The organism is Pseudomonas sp. GW821-FHT04C07 (assembly GCF_059420325.1).
On the sequence record NZ_JBWKTM010000001.1, the window covers coordinates 735,875 to 757,727 of the forward strand.

The 21,853-nt window shown below is 58.5% G+C and carries 20 protein-coding genes; 2 read left to right on the plus strand and 18 right to left on the minus strand.

Annotated elements, in window-relative coordinates; genetic code table 11:
• The 18 genes from AC07UI_RS03485 to AC07UI_RS03570 form a co-directional block, all read right to left on the minus strand.
• Positions 1-804 carry an ABC transporter ATP-binding protein gene (locus AC07UI_RS03485; protein ID WP_494991151.1) on the minus strand — a complete coding sequence of 268 codons (804 nt, stop codon included), beginning with the start codon at positions 802-804 and terminating at the stop codon, positions 1-3.
• Complete coding sequence (locus AC07UI_RS03490; protein ID WP_494991152.1) at positions 801-1,949, minus strand: ABC transporter permease; 1,149 nt, start codon at positions 1,947-1,949, stop codon at positions 801-803. The genes AC07UI_RS03485 and AC07UI_RS03490 overlap by 4 nt, the downstream gene beginning before the upstream one ends.
• Before the next feature lie 54 nt (positions 1,950-2,003).
• Positions 2,004-3,047, minus strand: coding sequence for a DUF5924 family protein (locus tag AC07UI_RS03495; protein WP_494991153.1), 1,044 nt, complete (start codon positions 3,045-3,047; stop codon positions 2,004-2,006).
• 47 nt (positions 3,048-3,094) lie between these two features.
• Complete coding sequence (locus AC07UI_RS03500; protein ID WP_494991154.1) at positions 3,095-4,489, minus strand: M16 family metallopeptidase; 1,395 nt, start codon at positions 4,487-4,489, stop codon at positions 3,095-3,097.
• A gap of 99 nt (positions 4,490-4,588) precedes the next feature.
• The gene (locus AC07UI_RS03505) at positions 4,589-6,247 is read right to left on the minus strand and encodes a Na/Pi cotransporter family protein (RefSeq protein ID WP_494991155.1); all 1,659 of its coding nucleotides are present in this window, start codon (positions 6,245-6,247) and stop codon (positions 4,589-4,591) included.
• Between the two features lie 227 nt (positions 6,248-6,474).
• Positions 6,475-7,242 (minus strand): TerC family protein, encoded by a 768-nt coding sequence (locus tag AC07UI_RS03510; protein ID WP_494991156.1) that lies wholly within the window; start codon positions 7,240-7,242, stop codon positions 6,475-6,477.
• An 84-nt stretch (positions 7,243-7,326) separates the two neighbouring features.
• The gene (locus tag AC07UI_RS03515; protein ID WP_494991157.1) at positions 7,327-8,634 is read right to left on the minus strand and encodes a CitMHS family transporter; all 1,308 of its coding nucleotides are present in this window, start codon (positions 8,632-8,634) and stop codon (positions 7,327-7,329) included.
• Positions 8,635-8,960: 326 nt separating this feature from the next.
• Positions 8,961-10,922, minus strand: a complete 1,962-nt coding sequence (locus AC07UI_RS03520) for a DUF7844 domain-containing protein (protein ID WP_494991158.1) — start codon at positions 10,920-10,922, stop codon at positions 8,961-8,963.
• On the minus strand, positions 10,919-11,239 hold the full coding sequence (locus AC07UI_RS03525; RefSeq protein WP_494991159.1) for a DUF2388 domain-containing protein: 321 nt from the start codon (positions 11,237-11,239) through the stop codon (positions 10,919-10,921). The genes AC07UI_RS03520 and AC07UI_RS03525 overlap by 4 nt, the downstream gene beginning before the upstream one ends.
• A 26-nt stretch (positions 11,240-11,265) precedes the next feature.
• A complete protein-coding gene (locus tag AC07UI_RS03530) occupies positions 11,266-11,574 on the minus strand; it encodes a DUF2388 domain-containing protein (RefSeq protein WP_494991160.1) in 309 nt (102 codons plus the stop codon).
• A 107-nt stretch (positions 11,575-11,681) separates the two neighbouring features.
• Positions 11,682-11,999, minus strand: a complete 318-nt coding sequence (locus AC07UI_RS03535) for a DUF2388 domain-containing protein (RefSeq protein ID WP_494991161.1) — start codon at positions 11,997-11,999, stop codon at positions 11,682-11,684.
• Positions 12,000-12,183: 184 nt separating this feature from the next.
• The gene (locus tag AC07UI_RS03540) at positions 12,184-12,393 is read right to left on the minus strand and encodes a DUF1127 domain-containing protein (protein WP_494991162.1); all 210 of its coding nucleotides are present in this window, start codon (positions 12,391-12,393) and stop codon (positions 12,184-12,186) included.
• 271 nt (positions 12,394-12,664) lie between these two features.
• Positions 12,665-12,880 carry a DUF1127 domain-containing protein gene (locus AC07UI_RS03545; protein WP_494991163.1) on the minus strand — a complete coding sequence of 72 codons (216 nt, stop codon included), beginning with the start codon at positions 12,878-12,880 and terminating at the stop codon, positions 12,665-12,667.
• 319 nt (positions 12,881-13,199) lie between these two features.
• Positions 13,200-14,693 (minus strand): succinyl-CoA:acetate CoA-transferase ScpC, encoded by a 1,494-nt coding sequence (scpC, locus tag AC07UI_RS03550; protein WP_494991164.1) that lies wholly within the window; start codon positions 14,691-14,693, stop codon positions 13,200-13,202.
• Positions 14,694-14,873: 180 nt separating this feature from the next.
• Positions 14,874-16,310: an NAD(P)(+) transhydrogenase (Re/Si-specific) subunit beta gene (locus AC07UI_RS03555; protein WP_494991165.1), complete on the minus strand. Its 1,437-nt coding sequence runs from the start codon at positions 16,308-16,310 to the stop codon at positions 14,874-14,876.
• Positions 16,310-16,633 carry an NAD(P) transhydrogenase subunit alpha part 2 gene (locus AC07UI_RS03560; protein WP_005783507.1) on the minus strand — a complete coding sequence of 108 codons (324 nt, stop codon included), beginning with the start codon at positions 16,631-16,633 and terminating at the stop codon, positions 16,310-16,312. The genes AC07UI_RS03555 and AC07UI_RS03560 overlap by 1 nt, the downstream gene beginning before the upstream one ends.
• Positions 16,634-16,648: 15 nt before the next feature.
• The gene (locus AC07UI_RS03565; RefSeq protein WP_494991166.1) at positions 16,649-17,770 is read right to left on the minus strand and encodes a Re/Si-specific NAD(P)(+) transhydrogenase subunit alpha; all 1,122 of its coding nucleotides are present in this window, start codon (positions 17,768-17,770) and stop codon (positions 16,649-16,651) included.
• Between the two features lie 450 nt (positions 17,771-18,220).
• Positions 18,221-19,120, minus strand: a complete 900-nt coding sequence (locus AC07UI_RS03570; protein ID WP_494991167.1) for a LysR family transcriptional regulator — start codon at positions 19,118-19,120, stop codon at positions 18,221-18,223.
• Between the two features lie 157 nt (positions 19,121-19,277).
• Here AC07UI_RS03570 and AC07UI_RS03575 point away from each other — a divergent pair, with 157 nt between their 5' ends.
• Together AC07UI_RS03575 and AC07UI_RS03580 are read left to right on the plus strand one after the other, a co-directional pair.
• Entirely contained in the window at positions 19,278-20,459 is a 1,182-nt protein-coding gene (locus AC07UI_RS03575) for an acyl-CoA dehydrogenase (protein ID WP_494991168.1), read from the plus strand.
• Between the two features lie 13 nt (positions 20,460-20,472).
• A complete protein-coding gene (locus AC07UI_RS03580; protein WP_494991169.1) occupies positions 20,473-21,693 on the plus strand; it encodes a CaiB/BaiF CoA transferase family protein in 1,221 nt (406 codons plus the stop codon).
• Positions 21,694-21,853: the final 160 nt, after the last annotated feature.

Sequence of the window (21,853 nt, forward strand, 5' to 3'; positions counted from 1 at the left end):
TCATACCTCGTTGAGCTGTGAAGCAGCTTGGAATGCCGCGCGGCCGCGAGGGCCATGGAAGTATTCGTGAATCCAGGCGTCGTCGGTCTCGGCGACTTTGTCGATGGCGTCCGCCACCAGCACTTTTTTTTGCGCCAGCACCGCGACCCGGTCGGTGATGGTGTACAGCGTGTCGAGGTCGTGGGTGACCAGAAACACGCTCAGGCCCAACGCATCGCGCAGGGTCAGGATCAACTGATCGAAGGCGGCGGCGCCAATCGGGTCGAGACCGGCAGTCGGCTCATCGAGAAACAGGATGTCCGGATCCAGCGCCAAGGCCCGGGCCAGCGCCGCGCGCTTGATCATGCCGCCGGACAGCGAGGACGGGAATTTTTCCGCGGCCGACAGCGGCAGACCGGCCAGCGCGAGTTTCACCGCTGCCAGGTGTTCGGCGTCGGGACGGCTCAAACCCGCGTGCTCGATCAGCGGCAGCGCAACGTTTTCGGTGACCGTCAGCGAGGAAAATAACGCGCCCTTCTGAAACAGTACACCCAAGCGCCGTTCCACCCGCGAACGCTCGTGTTCTGGGAGGTTCGGCAAATCCTGGCCAAACACCCGCACCGATCCTTCGCTGGGCCGACGTAGACCAATGATGCTGCGCAACAGCACGGACTTGCCACTGCCGGAGCCGCCGACCACGGCGAGAATCTCGCCCTTGTACAAATCCAGGTCGAGATTTTCATGCACGCTCTGGCTGCCGAAGCGATTGCACAGCCCACGGACCTCGATCACCGCCTCGGCGGGCGTACGGGGTAAACGACTCACCAGCCCATCTCCATAAAGAACAACGCGGCCACGGCGTCGAGAACAATCACCACAAAGATCGACTGCACCACACTGGAGGTGGTGTGAGCGCCTACTGATTCGGCACTGCCACTGACCTTGAAACCTTCCAGACAGCCGATCGCTGCGATCAGGAAAGCGAAGATCGGTGCTTTCACCATCCCGACCAGAAAGTGCTGAATCCCGATATCAGATTGCAGCAGTGAGAGAAACATCGCCGGCGAAATACCCAGCGAGAGCGCACAGACCACTCCGCCGCCGACAATGCCCGAGAGCATCGCCAGAAAGGTCAGCATCGGCAGCGCCACGAGCAGCGCCAGAACGCGGGGCAGTACCAGCAGCTCGACTGGATCGAGGCCGAGTGTACGAATCGCGTCGATCTCTTCGTTGGCCTTCATTGAGCCGATTTGCGCGGTGAACGCACTGGCTGTTCGCCCGGCCATCAATATCGCGGTGAGCAACACGCCGAACTCCCGCAGGAAGGAGAACGCGACCAGGTCCACGGTAAAGACGCTTGCACCAAAACTGGCCAGCACTGTGGCACCGAGAAAGGCCACTACCGCACCCACCAGAAAGGTCAGCAAGGCAACGATAGGCGCCGCGTCGAGGCCGGTCTGCTCGATGTGCGCGACCGTCGGAGTGATGCGCCAGTGCTTGGGCCGCAACAGGTTGCGCACCAGCGTTTGGAGGATCAGACCAATAAAGCCCAGCAGTTGCAAGGTGTCCTGCCAGACCGCGTCGACGGCGCGGCCGATTCGGGTCAGCAGTTGGATACCGACGCTCACCTCAGGTTCTTTGACCGGTACACAGAAGTCGGTCAGCGAGCAGTAGACGGTTTGCAGCAGCGCGCGGTCGGCGGAGGACAGGCTGCAATCGGGATGTTCGGTGGATTTGCCAAGCCGCTCGGCGCCCAACAGTTCTACCAGCAGCGACGCTCCGGCGGTGTCGAGCGCGCCGAGGTTATTAAGGTCGATGTGGGTAGTGTCGTCGTACTGGCCGTGAAGATCATCGGTCAGCCGCTTGAGATCGGTGTAATGGGCAAGCGTCCAGTCGCCCGTGACCCGCAGCCGCACAGGGGTGTTCGACGTATCCAGTTGGGCGTTGCCGGCCATCGTGCTACTGCTCATAAGCTCTGTGCTTGTTCGGCTATTACACAGTGCTACGTAATAGCACGATCACGGTTACTTTGCCTCGCCAGGCGTCTCGACGCCTTGGCCTTTGTCGGTCACGTCAAAGCGCAATACGCCGATCATCTGACCGTCTTCGGTCAGCACGCGAACCTGCCAGCGGCCAACCGGATTGTCCGGAAAGTTCTGTTTGTGGGTCCAGGCCCGGTAGCCTTCCTTTCGCCCACCGTGAATATCCAGCGCGATGCGGTCGACCTCTTTACCCTCAAACTGCCAGACGTGGTAAATCCGCTCGTCCAGCCCCCGTGGCGCGTTGATCGCCGTGTAGGCATACAGACCGCTGCTGCGCACCTGGCTGGCACTGACTTCGTCCAGGTCGTCGCCAGGGGTTCTGCCCTGGAGTTCAGTGCTGATCGCCACCTCGGTCATCCACAGGGTCGCCGGTGGCACCCAGGAGCGCAGCAGCCAACCGGCGCAGCCGATAGCCAATGTTATCCCCAGTAACATCAGCCCTCCGCGCCAGTTGCGGATTGGAAAACTCGACGCCAGGCTCGGGAAAGACAACAGCATGGCGATGCCCAGCGCCAGCATGAAGCTTTGAGTGGTGGTCAGGTGCACAATGATCGGCAACGCCGTCAGCAACGCGGCAAACAACGTCAGGGTGTGCAGTGCCAGAAACAGCCAGCGGCGTGGTGCCAGCCATTTGTAATACAGCGGATCGGTAATCGAAATCAGTGCCGCCGCGCCGAGTAGACTGGTGAATACCAGTTGCCCGCTGTTCCAGGTGGTGGTGATAAAGAAGAACGGCAGGACGAAGAACAGACTTTCCTGATGGATCATCTGCGTCGCATAACGCAGCAAGGGCTGCGGGATCTCGCGCTTGAAGACCTTGGTGAACAGTTGGGTGAGACTGTTTTCCAGCATCAGCCAGACCCAGCTCACCAGCATGATGGTTGTGATCCAGGTCGCCAGGCTTTGCTGGCGATCCACCAGAATGAAGCTGCCGATCCCAGAGATAAAACCGCCGAGTGCTATCACTCCTGGATAGCGTTTCATCAGCTCCAGCATGCGCTGTATGTAAAGAGTCCAGTCAGGCATTCGGCGGTTCGCAGTCTCAAGGGAAAAATCCCCGACAGAATAACGTCTTAGCTGCGTCTAGAGCGGATCTGTTTACGATAAAACCGCCCGCCGAGCAGTAACGTCATCAACAGAGCGAATATGCCTGCAACCAGCCCGCTCAACGCGTCATAACTGAGCAAGGACTTCTCGATGCGCAAGTAGCCGGGCTGGTTGAGCAACTGGCGCATGGCCTGGTTGGCTTGCTCCAGGCTGACTGCTTGCAGGCGTCTGGCCGGGTCGGCAAAACGCCCATCCTCGTAATCGCCCAGCGCGCTCCAGTAGTAATCGGCCAGAGCGCTATTGCCTTGCACTGCCCACGCCTGACGGGCAACGGCGGCCTGCTGCAGGCGAGCGAAGGTGGTGGGGTCGAGTCCGTCCTTGAGCAGGCGGGCCTTCATGTCATTGAGCACTTGCTCAGCCTGCGGCAGATCATCGCGCTCCAGGTCGGCGTTCAGGCTGAAAAAACCGACGCCACCGAACACTTCGCGTTCGCTCCAGGGGCCGTAGGACAGCCCATGGTCCAGGCGCAGTTGGCGATACAGCTCCCAATCCAGGTAGTCCTTGAGCAGGTCGAAGGTTTCGTCGGGTTGGTTGTCCAGTACTGGCTCGGGGAATAGCCAGTGCAGTTTGGCGCCACCACCGGCCCAGCCCTGGATCAAGCTGCGCTGCGGGGCAGCTTTGGTCTGGATTTCGGGCAGTGGCAAGTGCTCGCTGGGGTCGACCGGATCCAGTTGCCCATAGGTGCGTTCCAGATACGCCGGCAGCAGGCGGTCAAGTTCGCCGACGACGATCAGGGTCATGTTGTTGGGGGCGTACCAGGCTTTGCGCAGTTGCTCCAGTTGTTCGCGGGTCAGGTGGTCGACCTCGGCCCGCTCGGTGCATTTGAGACCGAGTTCCACCGCCAACTGATTGCTGGCCTTATGACCCAGGTCCTGGCGGTCCAGCCAGCGCTGCAGGTGCGAATAATGACCGCCATCTTCACGTTCGATGACTTGTTTGGCGGCAGCGATGGCAGTGTCGTCAATCTCGGTGCGGGTCAGCAGTGCCAGTAACAGATCGAGGACTTTGCGTTGGTTCTTCGCTGGGGCTTCGATGACGAAAGTGGTGTCGGCGTTGCTGGTGTAGGCGTTCCATTCGCCGCCCAGTGCCTGCATGCGTTCTTCCAGCCCGCCCTCACCGCTGGCATCGATGCCGCTGAACAGCAAGTGTTCGAACAGGTGCGGGAGCTCCTTGTTGGCACAGCTGAAATCATCCAGGCCAACGCCGACTACCAGACGAATCGCCACATGGCCGCGTTCGCTGCCGGGTTTGAGCAGCAATTGCAGGCCGTTGGGCAGCAGATAGCCCTCGACCTGGAAACGATCCAGGGCAATAGAATGGGTTGAGCCGAGCAACAGAAAAACGAACAACAGGCAACGCATGACGGGCTTCCTGGCGGGGTAGGAGCTGCCGAAGGCTGCGAACGATCCGCGAAACGGTCGCGCTTTCAGTTTTAACTGACTTCTACCAAAGCCAGACGTTCAAGGCGAATGTGTGATGTCAGCAACATCGTCCACCGCCAGCGCTCCGGTGTCGGTGGTCTCCAGCACCGCATAGGCGCTGCTGCAGAACAGCGAATTCAGACGCTTCATGTCTGCAATCAACTCCAGATGCAGCGAACTGGTCTCGATGCTTTGCACGATCTTGCGTTGCAGACGGCTGACGTGAGCATGGGCCAGACGCCGTTCCAGCGCGCGGAAGCGGCGTTTTTCACGCAGCAGTTGCCGTGCGCTTTCCTTGTCGGCGCTGAGGAATACCGACAGGCCCAGGCGCAAGTTGGCGATCAGTTGGCTGTGCAAGTCCACCAGTTCTTCCAGGCCCACATCGGAGAAGGAGCGGCGTTGCGAGGTCTTCTGCTGTTGAACCTTGCGCAGCATGCGCTCGATCAAATCCCCTGCGAGCTTCAGGTTGATCGCCAGCTCGATGATTTCGGCCCAGCGGCGGCTGTCCTGCTCGCCGAGGTCCTCGCGGGGCATCTGCGCCAGATACAGCTTGATCGCGCTGTAAAGCACCTCAACGTCGTCGCTCAAACGGCGTACTTCCAGGGTGACAGCGGTTTGTTTACCGCGCAGCACATCGAGCATCGCTTCAAGCATGTTGTCGATCAGGTCGCCGATACGCAGGGTTTCCCGCGCCGCGTTGGCCAGCGCCAGGCTCGGTGTGACCAGGGCAGTCGAGTCCAGGTGGCGGGGTCGAGCCAGCCCGTTTGCTTCCGAGCGCTGGGGTAGTAGCCAGCTACAGATCCGTGCCATCGGCCCGACGCTGGGCAACAACAGCAGGCAGCGCACGGAGTTGTAGAGCAGATGAAAACCGATCACCAGCCCTTGAGGTCGGAAGTGCAGAGCGTCCATCCACTTCACCAGCGGAGTGAGTACAGGGATGATCAACAGCAGGCCGATCAGCTTGTACAGCAGGCTACCCAGTGCCACTTGCCGGCCAGCGGCGTTCTGCATGCTGGTACTGAGGAAGGCCAGCACACCACTGCCAATGTTCGCGCCGATCACCAGGCCGATGGCCACTGGCAGGCTGATCACGCCCGCGCTGGCCAAGGTCGCCGTCAGCAGGACCGCCGCAAGGCTGGAGTAGGAGATCATCGCAAATAGCGCGCCGACCAAGGCGTCGAGCAGGATATCGCCGGTCAGGGAGGCAAATACTACCTTCACGCCTTGCGCATGGGTGATGGGCACAGCGGCTTCGACGATCAGTTGCAGGGCGAGGATGATCAACCCCAGACCGATGCCAACCCGCCCCAATTGTCCGACGCGGGTCTGTTTACGCGACAGAAAGAAAATCACCCCAAGAAAAATCAACAGCGGCGACAGCCAGGACAGGTCGAGGGTCAGTACCCGTGCCATTAACGCTGTACCAACGTCGGCGCCCAGCATGGTCGCCAGCGCGGGCGTCAGCGCCATCAAGCCCTGGCTAACGAACGAAGTGACCAGCATGGCCGTGGCGTTGCTGCTCTGGACCATGGCGGTTACCAGAATTCCGGCGACAAAGGCCAGCGGGCGCCTGGACATATTCTGGCTGATCACGTGGCGCAGATTCGAGCCGTAGACCCGCAGGATGCCGGTTCGGACGATGTGCGTGCCCCAAATCAATAAGGTCACGGCGGATAGTAAATTGAGCAGGGTCAGCATGCTGGGGCCCCTGTGGTGAATAGCGCCCCAAAGGGGCAAGTCGACGGTGCCGCGCGACGTCTTACGTTCTGTACTTAAGCTGTAGCTGGCTAAGGTGTTGGGCGCCAGCATCGCATAGCTAAAGAGTCGATTGAAACAAAACTGTCATTAATTCAGCTTCTTTTGTGACAGCGTGCAGGCGCAAAAAAGGGGCTCGAAAGCCCCTTCCTTAACTGCGCGCTCTCAGGTTATTGACCCGGAATGTCCTTGCGTAGTTTCACGGGATCTTGTTGTTTGCGCTTTTTCGCGATGGCAGTTCGCATCTTGATGTTGATCGCTTCCACCGCCAGCGAGAACGCCATGGAGAAGTAGACGTAGCCTTTTGGTACATGCACATCGAAGGCCTCGGCAATCAGGACCGTGCCGACCACCAGAAGGAACGACAGCGCGAGCATTTTCAGCGACGGGTGCTTGTCGATGAATTCGCTGATGGTGCCGGAAGCCATCATCATCACCAGTACCGCGACGATAATTGCAGCGATCATGACCGGCACATGGGAAACCATGCCGACTGCGGTGATCACTGAGTCCAGGGAGAAGACGATGTCGATGATCGCGATCTGGATGATGGTGTAAAAGAAATTACCGCCCTTGCCTGTCGGCTCGCCGTCGGTTTCATCTTCGCCCTCCAGCGCGTGGTACATCTCCTGGGAGCTTTTCCAGAGCAGGAACAGGCCACCGAAGAACAGGATCAGGTCGCGACCGGAAATACCCTGGCCGAAGACCACGAACAGATCAGCCGTGAGACGCATGACCCAAGTGATCGACAGTAACAACAGAATCCGCGTGACCATGGCCAGCGCCAATCCGAAAATCCGCGTGCGCGCCTGCATGTGCTTGGGCATGCGGCTGACCAGGATCGAGATCATGATGATGTTGTCGATGCCCAGGACGATTTCCAGGGCGGTCAGCGTAAAGAAGGCAACCCAGATTTCCGGGTTGGTCAGCCATTCCATGTGTATTCCTTTGAGCGAGTGTTAAACCGCGCCGGGCCATGCTTCGAGAATCGAAGTTCAGGCCCGGCGCGGTGAGTCTTGGGCCTATAGAGTGCTGAACAGCGGAAAAATCCCCATCAGCAAAGCAGCGAACATTATGCATAGGCATACCAGCACTGCCCACTTGAGGGTGAAGCGCTGGTGATCACCGAATTCGATTCCGGCCAGCGCCACCAGCAGATAGGTCGACGGCACCAGCGGGCTCAGCAAGTGGACGGGTTGACCGACGATCGAAGCACGAGCCATCTCCACAGCCGTGATGCCGTAGTGGCTGGCGGCTTCGGCGAGAACCGGTAATACGCCGTAATAAAAAGCATCGTTAGACATGAAGAAGGTGAACGGCATGCTCACCAGCGCAGTGATCATGGCGAGGTACGGGCCGAGTGCGTCCGGGATCACCGACAGCAAGCTTTTCGACATCGCGTCGACCATGCCGGTGCCTGACAGTATGCCCGTGAAGATACCCGCGGCAAAAATCAGTCCGACCACTGCCAGTACGCTACCGGCGTGGGCCGCGACGCGGTCCTTCTGTTGCTGCAGGCATGGGTAGTTGACGATCATGGCGATACTGAAGGCGACCATGAACAACACCGGCAATGGCAGCAGACCGGCGACCAGTGTGCACATCAGCGCCAGAGTCAGTGCGCCGTTGAACCAGATCAGTTTCGGACGACGGGCATCCGGGAACTGCGAAACGCTGATTTCGCTGTGGTCGATTTCGTCACCATGCAGGTGCAACTCACCCAGACGCGCACGTTCGCGTTTGCCGTACATGTAGGCAATGACCAGGATCGCCACGACACCGGCGAGCATCGCCGGGATCATTGGAACGAAGATGTCCGACGGGTCGACATGCAGGGCGCTGGCTGCGCGAGCAGTCGGGCCGCCCCACGGCGTCATATTCATCACGCCGCCGGCGAGGATGATCAAACCGGCCATGATCCGCGGGCTCATGCCGATGCGGCTGTAGAGCGGCAGCATGGCGGCCACGCAAATCATATAGGTTGTGGCGCCATCACCGTCCATGGACACGATCAGTGCCAGTACCGCGGTACCGACCGAGACTTTCAGCGGATCGCCCTTGACCAGTTTGAGGATCTTGCGCACCGCCGGGTCGAACAGTCCGGAGTCGATCATCAAGGCAAAATAGAGAATGGCGAACATCAGCATCACCCCGGTCGGGGCTAGTTTGGTGATGCCTTCGAGCATCATCGGGCCGATTTTCGGTGCAAAACCACCGAATAAGGCGAACAGGATCGGAACGATGATCAACGCGATCAGCGCCGACAGGCGCTTGGTCATGATCAGGAACATGAACGTGATGACCATGGCAAAGCCAAGGAAAGTCAGCATAGGAATACTCCAGGCGTAGCGCGGCTAGGGAATGGCGAACCGATTGGGGTCAGCGCAGAACGGAAAGCACGAGGCGTACGGGGGGAGTCGGGGCAAGCAGGCGGGTCGCAGCAAACATCAGAATCACCATTGTTGTTGTTAATTGGGCCGCATGAGGTCGAAACGCTCGCTTTGGCCAACCGGTCTGGTGCCGGCAGTGAGGGCGATCCTAATCGTGGAAGCTTTCAGCCAGCTTTCGCTGATGAAATGACTGACGAGTTGTATGTCGGACGTATCCAGGACTTGTAGCAGCTGCCGCCAGGCTGCGTTCGGCAGTTGTTACAGGGTTAAGGCAGCTCCAGCCCGCCAGCTGCCTTGTGCAACGCCCGCAAATGCTCGCCTACCTGCTTGAGATTGGCCTCATTCGCCGCAATCTCCGCCGCGCGGCCTGGCTCGAGCAAGGCTCGGACTTCTTTATCAAGATCGCCGGTCAAGGCTTGCAGCTGTTTCTGACGCAGGCTGCTCTCCGATTCCAGCCGCTTCCACTCACTGGCCTGAGGCAAGCCGTAACCGCTACTGCCTAGCAGTTCGGCCGGTCGGCTGAGGAAGCCGCTGTTAGCCAGGATCTGCTGCAAAGTGCCGCTGGCTTTATCCATGCCGCCATTTTTCAGCTCGCGCGCACCGAGGTAACGCTGTTTGACTTCATTCTGAGCCAGCAGTAATTGCTGACGGAAACTCGCCTGCTCCAGCAGCAGCAAGGCAGCACTGGTGCGCAGGTCGGCCTGATCGAACCATTGGCGACGTTCTGTTGCGCTCAGCGATAACCAGTCTTCGACGCTGTTCTGCTTGATCGGCAGATGCTTCTTCAACACCTCGAACATTGTCTGATAACGGTCGCGGAACGAGTCGAAGCGATAGCCCAGACGCAAGGCCTCGCGCGGGTTGTCCAGCACACTGGTGTCCGCCAGACCACGGCCCTTGAGCACTTCCAGCAAACCGTTGGGCATGATGCTGTCCAGGCCGGTCAGCTGTGGGTTGTTGCTGCCGCTGCGTAGCAACTTGAGGCTTTCGACCGCGCAGTTGTTGGACAGGAAGAAATAGTTACCGTCGTAGCTCCAGTGCATCTCGGCCGCATGCTCGACCACGTCTTCGATCTCGCTACGCGACAGGTTGAGAGGCACCGAGGCCAGGCTACGCAGTTCCGTCTTGGTGTATTCGTCGATGACTTGCGCCAGCGGCAACACGAATAGTCGAGACGGATACTTTCCGACCAGACCATCCCAACTCGACAATTGCACGTCGCCAACAAAGGCGCGATAGGACAGCACCAGATGCTGGTCCAGATCCAGTCGGCAGTCTGGCCCACGAGGACGGCCAGGCGCGCAGATCACCAGCCGCAACATGCTATGACCCCAGCGGCTGACCCAGTTCTGGTTGGCTTCGGCCAGTAGATAGTCGACGGCATACACCCGCTCCGGATCGACCTGCCCTAGCGGTTGTTTGGCGAAGTCATTGCCGGCGTTGAGGAACGCGAAAGACTTGGCGCAGGTGTCCCTGGCGGCGGGCGCCCAGCCGAAATGTTCTTTGTAGTAGCGATACAGCGCGGGACGACGACAGGCGTAGCTCGGGTCAAGGAGGAAGTACTCCATGTTGACCGCAACGAACTCTTTCGGATTGCTTGTCTCGTAGATATCCGGGCTGCGGGCGATCTGTCGGTTGTGCTGCTCGCGTTCGCCACGGCGCCCGACGTATTGTGGCCAGCCGGCCAGATCCAGCAGGCGCGGGTCATCACTGAGGGTAAAGCGCCGCGCTGTCTGGCCACGGCATTGGTCCGGGATGCCGATCAGTCCTGAGCTGTTGTTCTGCCGTGTGCAACGCTGGATCAGCGTGCGTTCGGCGTCCGGCCATAAACGCGCGCGATCGTAGATGTGGGTCAGTTCGTGCAACACCGTGGCGAGCATTTCCTGGCGCACGGTGCCGTGGGGGCGATTGGTTTTTTTCGTCGCGGCGGAGCCGTCGGTGAGACCGGCCAGCAGGTTGCGATTGAGCTCAAGTTCGGCCACCAGCGACGCCTCGCCGTAGGCGTTGCCTGGCATGTCGTTGGTCCAGTCAACATCGATGCGGCGGTCCAGTTGTTCGGTAAAACGTGGTGGCAGAGCCTGTACGGCTTCATCGAGCAGTGCCTGGCTGGCGTGTTGCTCAGCAGGGCTCAGACCATCGGTCTTGAGCCGTAATTGCAGGTCGGCCTGGGCCGTGTTGGCCAGCAGCGAAACAACCCCGGCCAGTATCCAGGCGGCGAGCGGCTTCACAGTGCGAGGATGGCTTCGGCGAGTACCTGATCGCTGGCATCGCGGGCTTCAGGTACGCGGGTGCGTAAGGTGTTGAAAGCGGCTTCCAGATGCGCGCCACGGATATCACCATTGCTGGCGACGAAACTGGCCGCATCGTCGTGGGCTTCACGCACGATTTTTGAGTCACGGATGGACGTGGTGGTATCGGAAGTGAAATCGATTGTGCGCCGGGAGGCGCGAACAATCATGTTACTGGTGGCTACCAGGGTGTGCGCCTGGACCGCGTCGGCCAACAGCAGCAGGCCAAGGGTGGCAGCAATCAGCGGGTTGCGCATGGAACGACTCCGAAAAGCATGGGTAATTATTGGACGAGAATTGCCTGTGCCAGTTCAAGGTCACTGGCACGAAGTTTTGGTTGGGTCTGATGCAGGTAAACCAGGGCGGATTCCAGTTGCGCGCCTCGCAGTTGGCCATCACTGGCAATGAAGGCTGCGGCGTCATCCTGTGCGGCGAGTATCAGTTTATTGTCGAAGGGCGCGGACGTCACTTTGCTTGTGGCGTAGCCGCTGACTACAAGGCCTTGCGTGCTGAGGTCGAAGGCATGGACCGAACCTGTCCAGCAGACAGCGATAAATGCCAGGGCGATGAGCAGATCTGAGAGAAAGCGCATGAGGCTCGATAGCTGAAAACGAGCGCCAAGGCTAGCGTAATGCCTGGGCCAGAGCCAGCGCCGAAGGATTGGGACGCAGCGTTTGCGCCCCGCTTCCCGACCTGCGGTCAGATCGCCAGGATGGCCTGGGCCAGCTGTGCGTCGGTCGCATTCAACTGCGGCGCCTGATGGCGAATGTAATCAAAAGCGCTTTCCAGTTTCACACCGCGAATGGCGCCTTCGCTGGCGACGAAGCTGGCAGCGTCGTCACGGGCCGCGAGGACGATCTTGTGGTCACGCAATGACGAAGTGGCATCGGACGAGGCGTCGGATGTGCCCTTGAGCGCGCCGACAATGGCATCAGTGGTGACGATCAGGCTGGAGGCATGCGCATTGGCGGCTACGGCCAGCAGGGCTGCAGCGCTGAGCAGGCGAAAACGGGACATTGGGGGGGTAACTCCTGTGAATAAACAGATAAAAGTGGAGCGGGTCAAAACACCGGGCAGCCACTGCGAGTTGCGTAGTGCCTTGGGCATCAGACGCACGCTCTGCAGTGTTCGCCACGTTCTTGCCGGATATTAGGCCGCACAGTGTCTGTTCGAATAGTCCCGTTTCGTCTGCTGTGTACGGCTAGCGCCAGAATGGTTTATCCAGTTCAGCCAGCCGATCGGAGTGACTGATGCCCAGGTCGGACAGTTGCTGAGCATTAAGTTGGGCCAGCAAGTGTCGGGTGCGGGTTCTTTCCATGCTCCGAGCCAGTGCTGCAAACAGCCGACCCAGGCCACTGGCGAACGAACGCTGTTGAGAGTTGGGTATCGATGTATCCAGTAGGCGATTCATGGTGCAGTCCTTGCGAGCAGGCCGAGGTACCGGCCCTGGGGCACCATCTTGTTCTCTGGGCATTGGTGGATACAGATACACCAGCGTTAAATTGTACTGGTTCAATTTAACTTGTTTATTAACTGTATCTGTCAGGAAACAGATCTTCTGTACAGGCTCGATTACAGGTTCTGAAACGACAAAACCCGTCGCAGTTGCCTGCGACGGGTTTTGTTTGTGCAATTCGGGTTGCTGGCGGTGGGCCCGGAGGGCCAGAGCCAGCGACGCTAACTTAGCGCCAGAACGGCTTGCTCAGCTCTTCGTAGCGTTGAGCTTCGCTAATCCCTGCGTCAGCCAGCAGACGCGAATCCAGGCGAGCCAGTTGATGGCGGCTGGAGATGCGGCGCTGCCACAGCATCAGGTTGGCGATAACGCGAAAAGGCATGGAAGCCTGGGTGTTTACAGCATTGTCTTCGAAGAACAGGTCGGAACTGAGTGTACGTTCCATGGTTGACATCCTTCCGCTTATGGCGGGATTAGGTAGTGGTTTAACTGATGCCAATGATCCTCCTCTTGCGCAAGTCTCTCTAGATACAGTTCACCTGTATTGTGATGGGCCAGTTAACTGTTTATAGGTGCTGTACTGCTCATAATTGAGGCAACTGTACCTATCAGCACTATTATGGTGCGTTTTAGGGTGTTGAGCTCTGAAAGGTAGGAGATTTCGGTAGGAAAAGACCGGTACAGCAGTACAGTTTTAGGCGGGTGTTCCTGCGGCTATGAGCAGCTGACGAAATTGCATTTGCGTCAGCTGCCAACTGTATCAATTACACCGCGAGCATTTTCCCGGTTTCCTCCAGGTTGATGTGCCAGCTCAGTGCATCACGCAGGATGTGCGGAGTGTGCCCGCCCACTGCGCAGGCCGCATTGAAGTAGTCGTTCAATGCTTCGCGATAAGCCGGATGCACGCAGTTGTCGATGACCGCCCTCGCCCGCTCCCGCGGCGCCAGGCCCCGCAGGTCGGCCAGGCCTTGCTCTGTAACGAGGATGTCGACGTCATGCTCGGTATGGTCCACGTGGCTGACCATTGGCACCACGCTGGAGATCGCGCCGCCTTTGGCAATCGACTTGGTGACGAAGATCGCCAGGTGCGCATTGCGCGCAAAGTCGCCTGAGCCGCCGATGCCATTCATCATCCGCGTACCACAGACGTGCGTGGAGTTGACGTTGCCGTACAGGTCGAACTCCAGCGCGGTGTTGATGCCGATGATGCCCAGGCGACGAACTACTTCGGGGTGGTTGGAGATTTCCTGTGGACGCAGTACCAGTTTGTCCTTGTAGCGCTCAAGGTTGCCGAACACATCAGTATTGCGACGGCTCGACAGGGTGATCGAGCTGCCCGAGGCGAAGCTCAGTTTTCCGGCATCGATCAGGTCGAAGGTCGAGTCCTGCAGGACTTCGGAGTACATGGTCAGGTCTTCGAATGGCGAGTCGATCAGCCCGCACATCACTGCGTTGGCGATGCTGCCGATACCGGCTTGCAGAGGTCCGAGCTTGTTAGTCATGCGCCCGGCGTCGACCTCCTGTTTGAAGAAGTCGATCAGGTGGTCGGCAATAGCCTGGGTTTCGCTATCCGGCGGCAGTACAGTGGAGGGCGAGTCGGACTGATTGGTAATCACCACGGCGACAATCTTGGCCGGGTCGATCGGGATGGCGGTGCTGCCGATGCGGTCATCAACCTTGACCAGCGGAATCGGTGTGCGGGTCGGACGGTAGGTCGGGATATAGATGTCGTGCAGACCTTCCAGATTGGGATTGTGTGCCAGGTTGATCTCGACGATCACGTGTTTGGCGAAGATCGCGAAGCTGGCCGAGTTACCTACAGAGGTGGTCGGCACGATGTGGCCTTGCTCAGTGATCGCCACGGCTTCAATCACTGCGATGTCCGGCAGCTTGAGTTGCTGGTTGCGCAGTTGCTCCACGGTTTCCGACAGGTGCTGGTCGATGAACATCACCTCGCCTGCGTTGATGGCCTTGCGCAGTGTGCTGTCGACTTGGAACGGCATACGGCGGGCCAGAACACCGGCTTCAGTGAGCTGCTTGTCGAGGTCGTTGCCCAGGCTGGCGCCGGTCATCAGGCTGATTTTCAGTGGCATGAACCTGGCGCGTTCGGCCAGTGCGTGGGGTACGGCCTTGGCTTCGCCGGCGCGGGTGAAGCCGCTCATGCCGACGGTCATGCCGTCCTGAATCAGAGCGGCAGCGTCAGCAGCGCTCATTACCTTATCCAACAACGAAGGCAAGCGGATACGATCACGGTACATGGATTGTTATCTCGGGCAACGGAAGCAAGATGCGCAGTCTAGTGATTTCAAAAAAAAACGTCCCGCGACCATGGTCGAATGCCGGGCCTTGATTTAGAGCCTTTGGTCGGTTTTTAGCAGGCAATAAAAAACCCCAGCCTGCTTCAGGCCGGGGTTTTCGGTATTGCGCGAAAGCAGGGTTTAATCGACTGCCTTGACCATATCTTCGATGACCTTCTTGGCGTCGCCAAAAACCATCATGGTCTTGTCCAGATAGAACAGTTCGTTGTCCAGACCGGCATAACCGCTGGCCATCGAGCGCTTGTTAACGATGATCGTCTTGGCCTTGAACGCTTCGAGAATCGGCATGCCGGCAATCGGCGATTTTGGATCGTTCTTCGCGGCCGGGTTGACCACATCGTTGGCACCCAGTACCAGCACCACATCGGCCTGGCCAAACTCGGAGTTGATGTCGTCCATCTCGAACACCTGGTCGTAAGGCACTTCGGCCTCAGCCAACAGGACGTTCATGTGACCTGGCATACGACCCGCTACCGGGTGAATCGCATACTTCACGGTCACGCCATTATGGGTCAGTTTCTCGGTCAGCTCTTTAAGCGCGTGTTGCGCCCGGGCGACCGCCAGGCCATAACCTGGAACGATGATCACGGTGTCGGCGTTGGTCAGCAGGAAGGTCGCGTCGTCAGCCGAGCCGGATTTCACCGGACGAACTTCTTTCGCGCCAGCCGGGCCAGCGGCATCTGCATTGTTACCGAAGCCGCCAAGCAGTACGTTGAAGAACGAACGGTTCATCGCCTTGCACATGATGTACGAGAGGATCGCACCGGACGAGCCCACCAGGGAACCTGCGATGATCAGCATCGAGTTGTTCAGCGAGAAGCCGATCCCGGCCGCGGCCCAGCCGGAGTAGCTGTTGAGCATCGACACCACGACCGGCATGTCGGCACCGCCGATCGGGATGATGATCAGCACGCCGAGCACGAAGGCCAGAGCCAGCATCAGCGCGAAGGCACCGAAGTTACCGGTCATCATAAAGGTGATGCCCAGGCCCAAGGTTGCCAGGCCCAAGATCAGGTTCAACTTATGCTGACCGCTGAACTGTACCGGTGCGCCCTGGAATAGACGAAACTTGTACTTGCCCGACAGCTTGCCGAAGGCGATCACCGAACCCGAGAAGGTAATGGCACCGATTGCTGCGCCGAGGAACAGCTCCAGGCGGTTACCGGCCGGAATCGAATCACCCAGTTGTTTGACGATGCCCAGAGACTGCGGTTCGACGACGGCAGCGATGGCGATGAACACCGCCGCCATGCCGATCATGCTGTGCATGAAAGCGACCAGTTCCGGCATCTTGGTCATCTCGACGCGCTTGGCCATGATCGAACCGGCCGTGCCGCCGACCAACAGACCGACGATCACGTAACCGATTCCGGCCGTGGCCAGCTCGGCCCCCAGCTTATAGAAGAGGCCGATGGTGGTGACAATCGCCAAGGCCATTCCGAGCATTCCGTACACATTGCCGCGTCGGGAAGTGGTCGGATGCGACAGGCCTTTCAGGGCCTGGATGAAGCAGATCGACGCGATCAAATAGAGCGTCGTTACAAGATTCATGCTCATTACTTCTGCACCTCTTCTTTCACAGCTTTGGGCGCTTTCTTCTTGAACATCTCAAGCATCCTGCGGGTCACCAGGAAGCCACCGAACACATTCACCGCGGCCAAAGCCACAGCCAGGGTGCCCATGGTTTTACCCAGCGGAGTCACGGTCAAAGCAGCAGCGAGCATGGCGCCGACGATGACAATTGCCGAAATGGCGTTGGTCACCGCCATCAATGGCGTGTGCAGTGCAGGTGTAACGTTCCAGACCACGTGATAACCGACATAAATCGCCAGCACGAAGATGATCAGGTTGTAGATACCGGGGGAGATAAGCTCTTCCATCGTCTGAATCCCTGCTTAGGCGTTTTTGCGGATGACTTGGCCGTCGCGGCACATCAGGCACGCGGCGACGATGTCGTCTTCGAGGTTGAGCTGGAATTGGCCTTCTGGAGTGAAGACCAGCTTCAGGAAGTCCAGCAGATTGCGGGCATACAGCGCCGAGGCATCTGCAGCGACCTGCGCCGCCAGGTTGGTATGGCCGACGATGGTCACGCCGTGAGCGACGATCACCTGATCGGCTACCGTCAGCGGGCAGTTGCCGCCTTGAGCTGCCGCGAGGTCGATGACCACCGAGCCGGGCTTCATTTGCGCGACGGTTTCCGCGCTCAACAATACCGGTGCCTTGCGACCCGGGATCAGCGCGGTGGTAATGACAATGTCCGCCTGCTTGGCGCGCTCGTGTACCGCCAGCGCTTGACGCTGCATCCAGCTGGCAGGCATTGGCCGCGCATAACCGCCGACACCCACGGCGCATTCGCGTTCCTCATCGGTCTCGTAAGGCACGTCGACGAACTTGGCACCCAAGGACTCGATCTGTTCCTTCACCGCCGGACGCACGTCCGAGGCTTCGATCACTGCACCCAGACGCTTGGCGGTAGCAATCGCCTGCAAACCGGCAACGCCTGCGCCGAGGATCAGCACCCGCGCGGCTTTCACCGTGCCTGCGGCGGTCATCAGCATCGGCATGAAGCGTGGATAGTGATAAGCGGCCACCAACACGGCTTTATAGCCGGCGATGTTGGCCTGGGAAGACAGTACATCAAGGCTTTGTGCGCGGGAGGTGCGCGGAGCGGCTTCCAGCGCGAAGGCCGTGATACCGCACTCAGCCAGCTTGGCAATGGTTTCATTGCTGAACGGATTGAGCATACCCACCAGCACGGTGCCGCGTTTGATCAGGGCCAGTTCGCTGTCGCTGGGCGCGACCACTTTAAGAATCAGCTCCGCACCGAACGCCTCGCTGGCGCTGCCAATGGTCGCACCTACTGCTTCATAGGCACTGTCGACAACGCTGGCGTTAACGCCTGCGCCGCTTTGCACAGTGACTTTATGACCCTGGCCGATCAGCTTCTTGATGGTTTCAGGGGTTGCAGCAACCCGCGTTTCACCCGTCTGGGTTTCGAGAGGAACACCAATGTGCACGTCAAATCTCCTGCATGATCTTATTGCATTTGATCTTTATAAGAAGGCCAGCGCACTCCGGATGGTGCTGCTGGGGCGGCCGATCAGCACGACCCCGTGTAATCAAGGCGGGGCGCGGCATTTTGCAGGCGAACTTTGTGCCCTTCAAGGGATTATGACGGGTGACGGAAAATTAACTACAAGTCACCCTGTGACCGAATGTCGCAACAGTAGCGCTTGATCCCTTGTAAGCCGTGCCTTGTATAGGTTTTTGCTGGATTTCAAGAATTTATACATCGACGCTGTGAATGAAGCCGCATTGCTTCAAAATAGATGCCGCAAGCCACGTCTTTTGGCGCTTATGGGACGATTGTCCCTCCTTCCGGTACAGTTTTCTAAAATGCGACATATAGTTATATCTGTAGTAATTTACATTTGCTGACTACCAGGTCAACTAAAGCCTGAAAGCCCCTATTCTTCTAAGCTGTAGCTCTGCGCCTGCCTCACCAACCAATCCCTGAATGCCCGTAAGGATGCCGATTCGACCTTTCGGTCAGGAATCATCAGGTAATACGCCTTGATGCTGGACAGCGCCTGGGGATTGGCGATCACCAGCCGCTTCTCTGTTAACTCCCGCTGAATAAGGAATGGTGGAATCAATGCGATGCCCATGTCATGCATGGCGGCCTGGGCAAGCATGGAGAATAGCTCGTAACGCGGTCCTGTCATGTCTCGAGGGACATTCAGGTTCTGTGAGCTGAACCACTGACGCCAGGCATAAGGTCGGGTGGTTTGTTGCAGCAGAGGCAGTTCGGCGATTTCTTCGGCGCTCAATTGGCTTCGAATGCCCAGAAGTCGCGGGCTGCAAACCGGCATGGGGGTTTCGCCCATCAGTCGATGGGACTCGGTGCCTGACCAATCGGCATCGCCAAAATAAATCGCCGCATCAAAGTCAGTGTCGGCGAACAGGAAAGGCCGGGTACGGTTGGTAAGGTTGACCGTGACTTCGGGGTGTTGCTGCTGGAAGTCCTTGAGCCGCGGCAGCAGCCATTGAGTGCCAAAGGTGGGGACTACGGCCAGCTCGATGACGTTGGCGCCCTGCTGTCCCATCACCGAGAGCGTATCGCGCTCGACGGCATCCAGCTGTGTCGCGACCCGGCGACTATAAGACAGCCCTGCTTCGGTCAGCTTCACTCCCCGGCGTGAGCGTCGAAACAATTCGACGCTCAAAAATTCCTCCAGGCTGGCGATCTGCCGACAAATGGCTCCCTGTGTAAGGGAGAGCTCTTGCGCAGCCTTGGTAAAGCTTTCGTGCCGAGCTGCTGCTTCAAAGCTGATCAGTGCAGCTGTACTGGGGATTTTTCTGCGCATGTACGGCAATCTCACTAATAAAGCGCCAGTAAGTAGTTTAGCGCTATCTCGGAGTGAGAAATTAGCACAACAGTATGCAAAATCCTCGTTTGCTGTATCCGCGAGCCAGGCCTAGGATCAGTCCACGATATTTGACCTACTTCGCGAGGACTCACTCATGGGCGGTAAAGCTAGCTTTAACTGGATCGATCCCCTGCTGCTGGATCAACAGCTCACTGAAGAAGAGCGCATGGTGCGCGACAGCGCTGAGCAATTTGCTCGCGACAAGCTGGCTCCGCGGGTTCTCGAAGCTTTCCGCCATGAAAAGACTGACCCGGCGATTTTCCGCGAGATGGGTGAAATCGGCCTGCTGGGTGCCACCATTCCAGAGCAATACGGTGGCAGCGGCCTGAACTATGTCAGCTACGGACTTATTGCCCGTGAAGTCGAGCGAGTCGACTCCGGGTATCGTTCGATGATGAGCGTGCAGTCTTCTCTGGTAATGGTGCCAATCAACGAGTTCGGCACTGAAGCACAGAAGCAGAAATACCTGCCCAAGCTTGCCTCTGGTGAATGGATCGGTTGTTTCGGTCTGACTGAACCTGACCATGGTTCCGATCCTGGCGCGATGATCACTCGTGCGCGCAAAGTGGAAGGCGGCTACAGCCTGACTGGCAGCAAGATGTGGATCACTAATAGTCCGATCGCTGATGTTTTCGTGGTCTGGGGTAAGGACGATGCGGGAGACATCCGCGGCTTCGTACTGGAAAAAGGCTGGAAGGGTCTGAGTGCTCCGGCGATTCACGGCAAGGTAGGTCTGCGCGCCTCCATTACCGGTGAAATCGTCATGGACAACGTGTTTGTGCCAGAAGAGAACATTTTCCCTGACGTTCGTGGTTTGAAGGGTCCTTTTACCTGCCTTAACTCGGCCCGTTATGGCATTTCCTGGGGGGCGCTGGGCGCTGCTGAGTTCTGCTGGCACACCGCTCGCCAGTACACACTGGATCGTCAACAGTTTGGCCGGCCGCTGGCGGCTACTCAGTTGATCCAGAAGAAACTGGCCGACATGCAGACTGAGATCACCCTCGCCTTGCAAGGTTGCTTGCGCCTGGGCCGTATGAAGGACGAAGGCACTGCAGCTGTCGAGATCACGTCCATGATGAAGCGCAACTCTTGCGGCAAGTCCCTGGATATTGCTCGTATGGCTCGTGACATGTTGGGCGGCAACGGTATCTCCGATGAATTCGGTGTTGCCCGTCACCTGGTCAATCTGGAAGTGGTGAATACCTATGAGGGTACTCATGACGTACATGCGCTGATCCTTGGTCGTGCGCAGACCGGTATCCAGGCGTTCTATTAATAGGAGAACGACCATGGGCGCGCTTTCGCATCTGCGGGTATTGGACTTGTCGCGAGTGCTGGCCGGTCCTTGGGCCGGGCAGATCCTCGCGGATCTCGGGGCTGAGGTGATCAAGGTCGAGCGCCCGGGTAATGGCGACGACACGCGCGCCTGGGGGCCGCCCTTCCTGAAAGACGCCTATGGCGAGAACACCAGCGAAGCGGCCTATTACTTATCGGCCAATCGCAACAAGCAATCGGTCACCATCGACTTCACGCGTCCGGAAGGCCAGCAGCTGGTGCGTGAGCTGGCGGCCAAGTCCGACATTTTGATCGAAAACTTCAAGGTCGGTGGTCTGGCGGCTTATGGTCTGGACTATGAGTCGCTCAAGGCACTTAACCCTGATCTGATCTATTGCTCGATCACAGGCTTTGGTCAAACGGGGCCTTATGCCAAGCGTGCCGGTTATGACTTCATGATTCAGGGCTTGGGCGGCTTGATGAGTCTGACTGGCCGACCTGAAGGAAGTGAAGGTGCCGGGCCGGTGAAAGTCGGAGTAGCACTGACGGATATTCTGACCGGGCTCTACTCGACGGTCGCAATTCTGGCAGCGCTGGCTCATCGGGATCATGAAGGTGGCGGCCAGCATATCGACATGGCGCTGCTGGATGTTCAGGTGGCCTGTCTGGCCAACCAGGCGATGAACTACCTGACCACAGGGGTTGCGCCCAAGCGGTTAGGGAACGCTCATCCGAACATCGTGCCATACCAGGACTTCCCGACCGCAGATGGTGACTTCATTCTTACCGTTGGGAATGACGGGCAGTTTCGCAAGTTTGCTGAAGTGGCCGGACAGCCACAATGGGCGGACGATCCGCGGTTTGCCACGAACAAGCTGCGGGTGGCTAATCGGGCGGTCTTGATTCCGCTGATCCGTCAAGCAACGGTGTTCAAGACTACGGCTCAATGGGTGGCGCAACTGGAGCAAGCCGGTGTGCCTTGTGGGCCGATCAACGATCTGGCTCAGGTGTTCGCCGATCCTCAGGTTAAGGCTCGTGGGCTGGCAATTGAACTACCCCATGCCTTGGCTGGACTGGTTCCACAGGTGGCTAGCCCAATCCGTCTTTCTGAGACGCCGGTTGAATACCGCCATGCCCCGCCTCTATTAGGTGAGCACACCTTACAGGTGTTGCAACGGGTGCTGGGTCTGGAGGCATCAGCCGTTGCTGCGTTGAAAGAGGCTGGAGTGCTGTGAATGTCCCCTTCTATATATAGGTGCTGACGGCTCTACTATATAGAAGGGTTAAAAACGGGTTCTTTTGGCAATGCCAGTCAGTTAAGACATTACGCGGACAGTAGCAGCTGGCGAAGCCTGCGTCCGGCTGCGCAGCAGTCGTAAAACAGTCACTGCGGTA

What these genes read in the sequence shown, in the direction of transcription:
- AC07UI_RS03540 (WP_494991162.1), bottom strand. Translation starts at nt 12,393, where the DNA reads ATGAATCGCCTACTGGATACATCGATACCCAACTCTCAACAGCGTTCG.
- AC07UI_RS03495 (WP_494991153.1), bottom strand. Translation starts at nt 3,047, where the DNA reads ATGCCTGACTGGACTCTTTACATACAGCGCATGCTGGAGCTGATGAAA.
- AC07UI_RS03525 (WP_494991159.1), bottom strand. Translation starts at nt 11,239, where the DNA reads ATGCGCAACCCGCTGATTGCTGCCACCCTTGGCCTGCTGCTGTTGGCC.
- AC07UI_RS03575 (WP_494991168.1), top strand. Translation starts at nt 19,278, where the DNA reads ATGGGCGGTAAAGCTAGCTTTAACTGGATCGATCCCCTGCTGCTGGAT.
- AC07UI_RS03515 (WP_494991157.1), bottom strand. Translation starts at nt 8,634, where the DNA reads ATGCTGACTTTCCTTGGCTTTGCCATGGTCATCACGTTCATGTTCCTG.
- AC07UI_RS03535 (WP_494991161.1), bottom strand. Translation starts at nt 11,999, where the DNA reads ATGTCCCGTTTTCGCCTGCTCAGCGCTGCAGCCCTGCTGGCCGTAGCC.
- AC07UI_RS03580 (WP_494991169.1), top strand. Translation starts at nt 20,473, where the DNA reads ATGGGCGCGCTTTCGCATCTGCGGGTATTGGACTTGTCGCGAGTGCTG.
- AC07UI_RS03555 (WP_494991165.1), bottom strand. Translation starts at nt 16,310, where the DNA reads ATGAGCATGAATCTTGTAACGACGCTCTATTTGATCGCGTCGATCTGC.
- AC07UI_RS03560 (WP_005783507.1), bottom strand. Translation starts at nt 16,633, where the DNA reads ATGGAAGAGCTTATCTCCCCCGGTATCTACAACCTGATCATCTTCGTG.
- scpC (WP_494991164.1), bottom strand. Translation starts at nt 14,693, where the DNA reads ATGTACCGTGATCGTATCCGCTTGCCTTCGTTGTTGGATAAGGTAATG.
- AC07UI_RS03530 (WP_494991160.1), bottom strand. Translation starts at nt 11,574, where the DNA reads ATGCGCTTTCTCTCAGATCTGCTCATCGCCCTGGCATTTATCGCTGTC.
- AC07UI_RS03510 (WP_494991156.1), bottom strand. Translation starts at nt 7,242, where the DNA reads ATGGAATGGCTGACCAACCCGGAAATCTGGGTTGCCTTCTTTACGCTG.
- AC07UI_RS03545 (WP_494991163.1), bottom strand. Translation starts at nt 12,880, where the DNA reads ATGGAACGTACACTCAGTTCCGACCTGTTCTTCGAAGACAATGCTGTA.
- AC07UI_RS03505 (WP_494991155.1), bottom strand. Translation starts at nt 6,247, where the DNA reads ATGCTGACCCTGCTCAATTTACTATCCGCCGTGACCTTATTGATTTGG.
- AC07UI_RS03570 (WP_494991167.1), bottom strand. Translation starts at nt 19,120, where the DNA reads ATGCGCAGAAAAATCCCCAGTACAGCTGCACTGATCAGCTTTGAAGCA.
- AC07UI_RS03500 (WP_494991154.1), bottom strand. Translation starts at nt 4,489, where the DNA reads ATGCGTTGCCTGTTGTTCGTTTTTCTGTTGCTCGGCTCAACCCATTCT.
- AC07UI_RS03490 (WP_494991152.1), bottom strand. Translation starts at nt 1,949, where the DNA reads ATGAGCAGTAGCACGATGGCCGGCAACGCCCAACTGGATACGTCGAAC.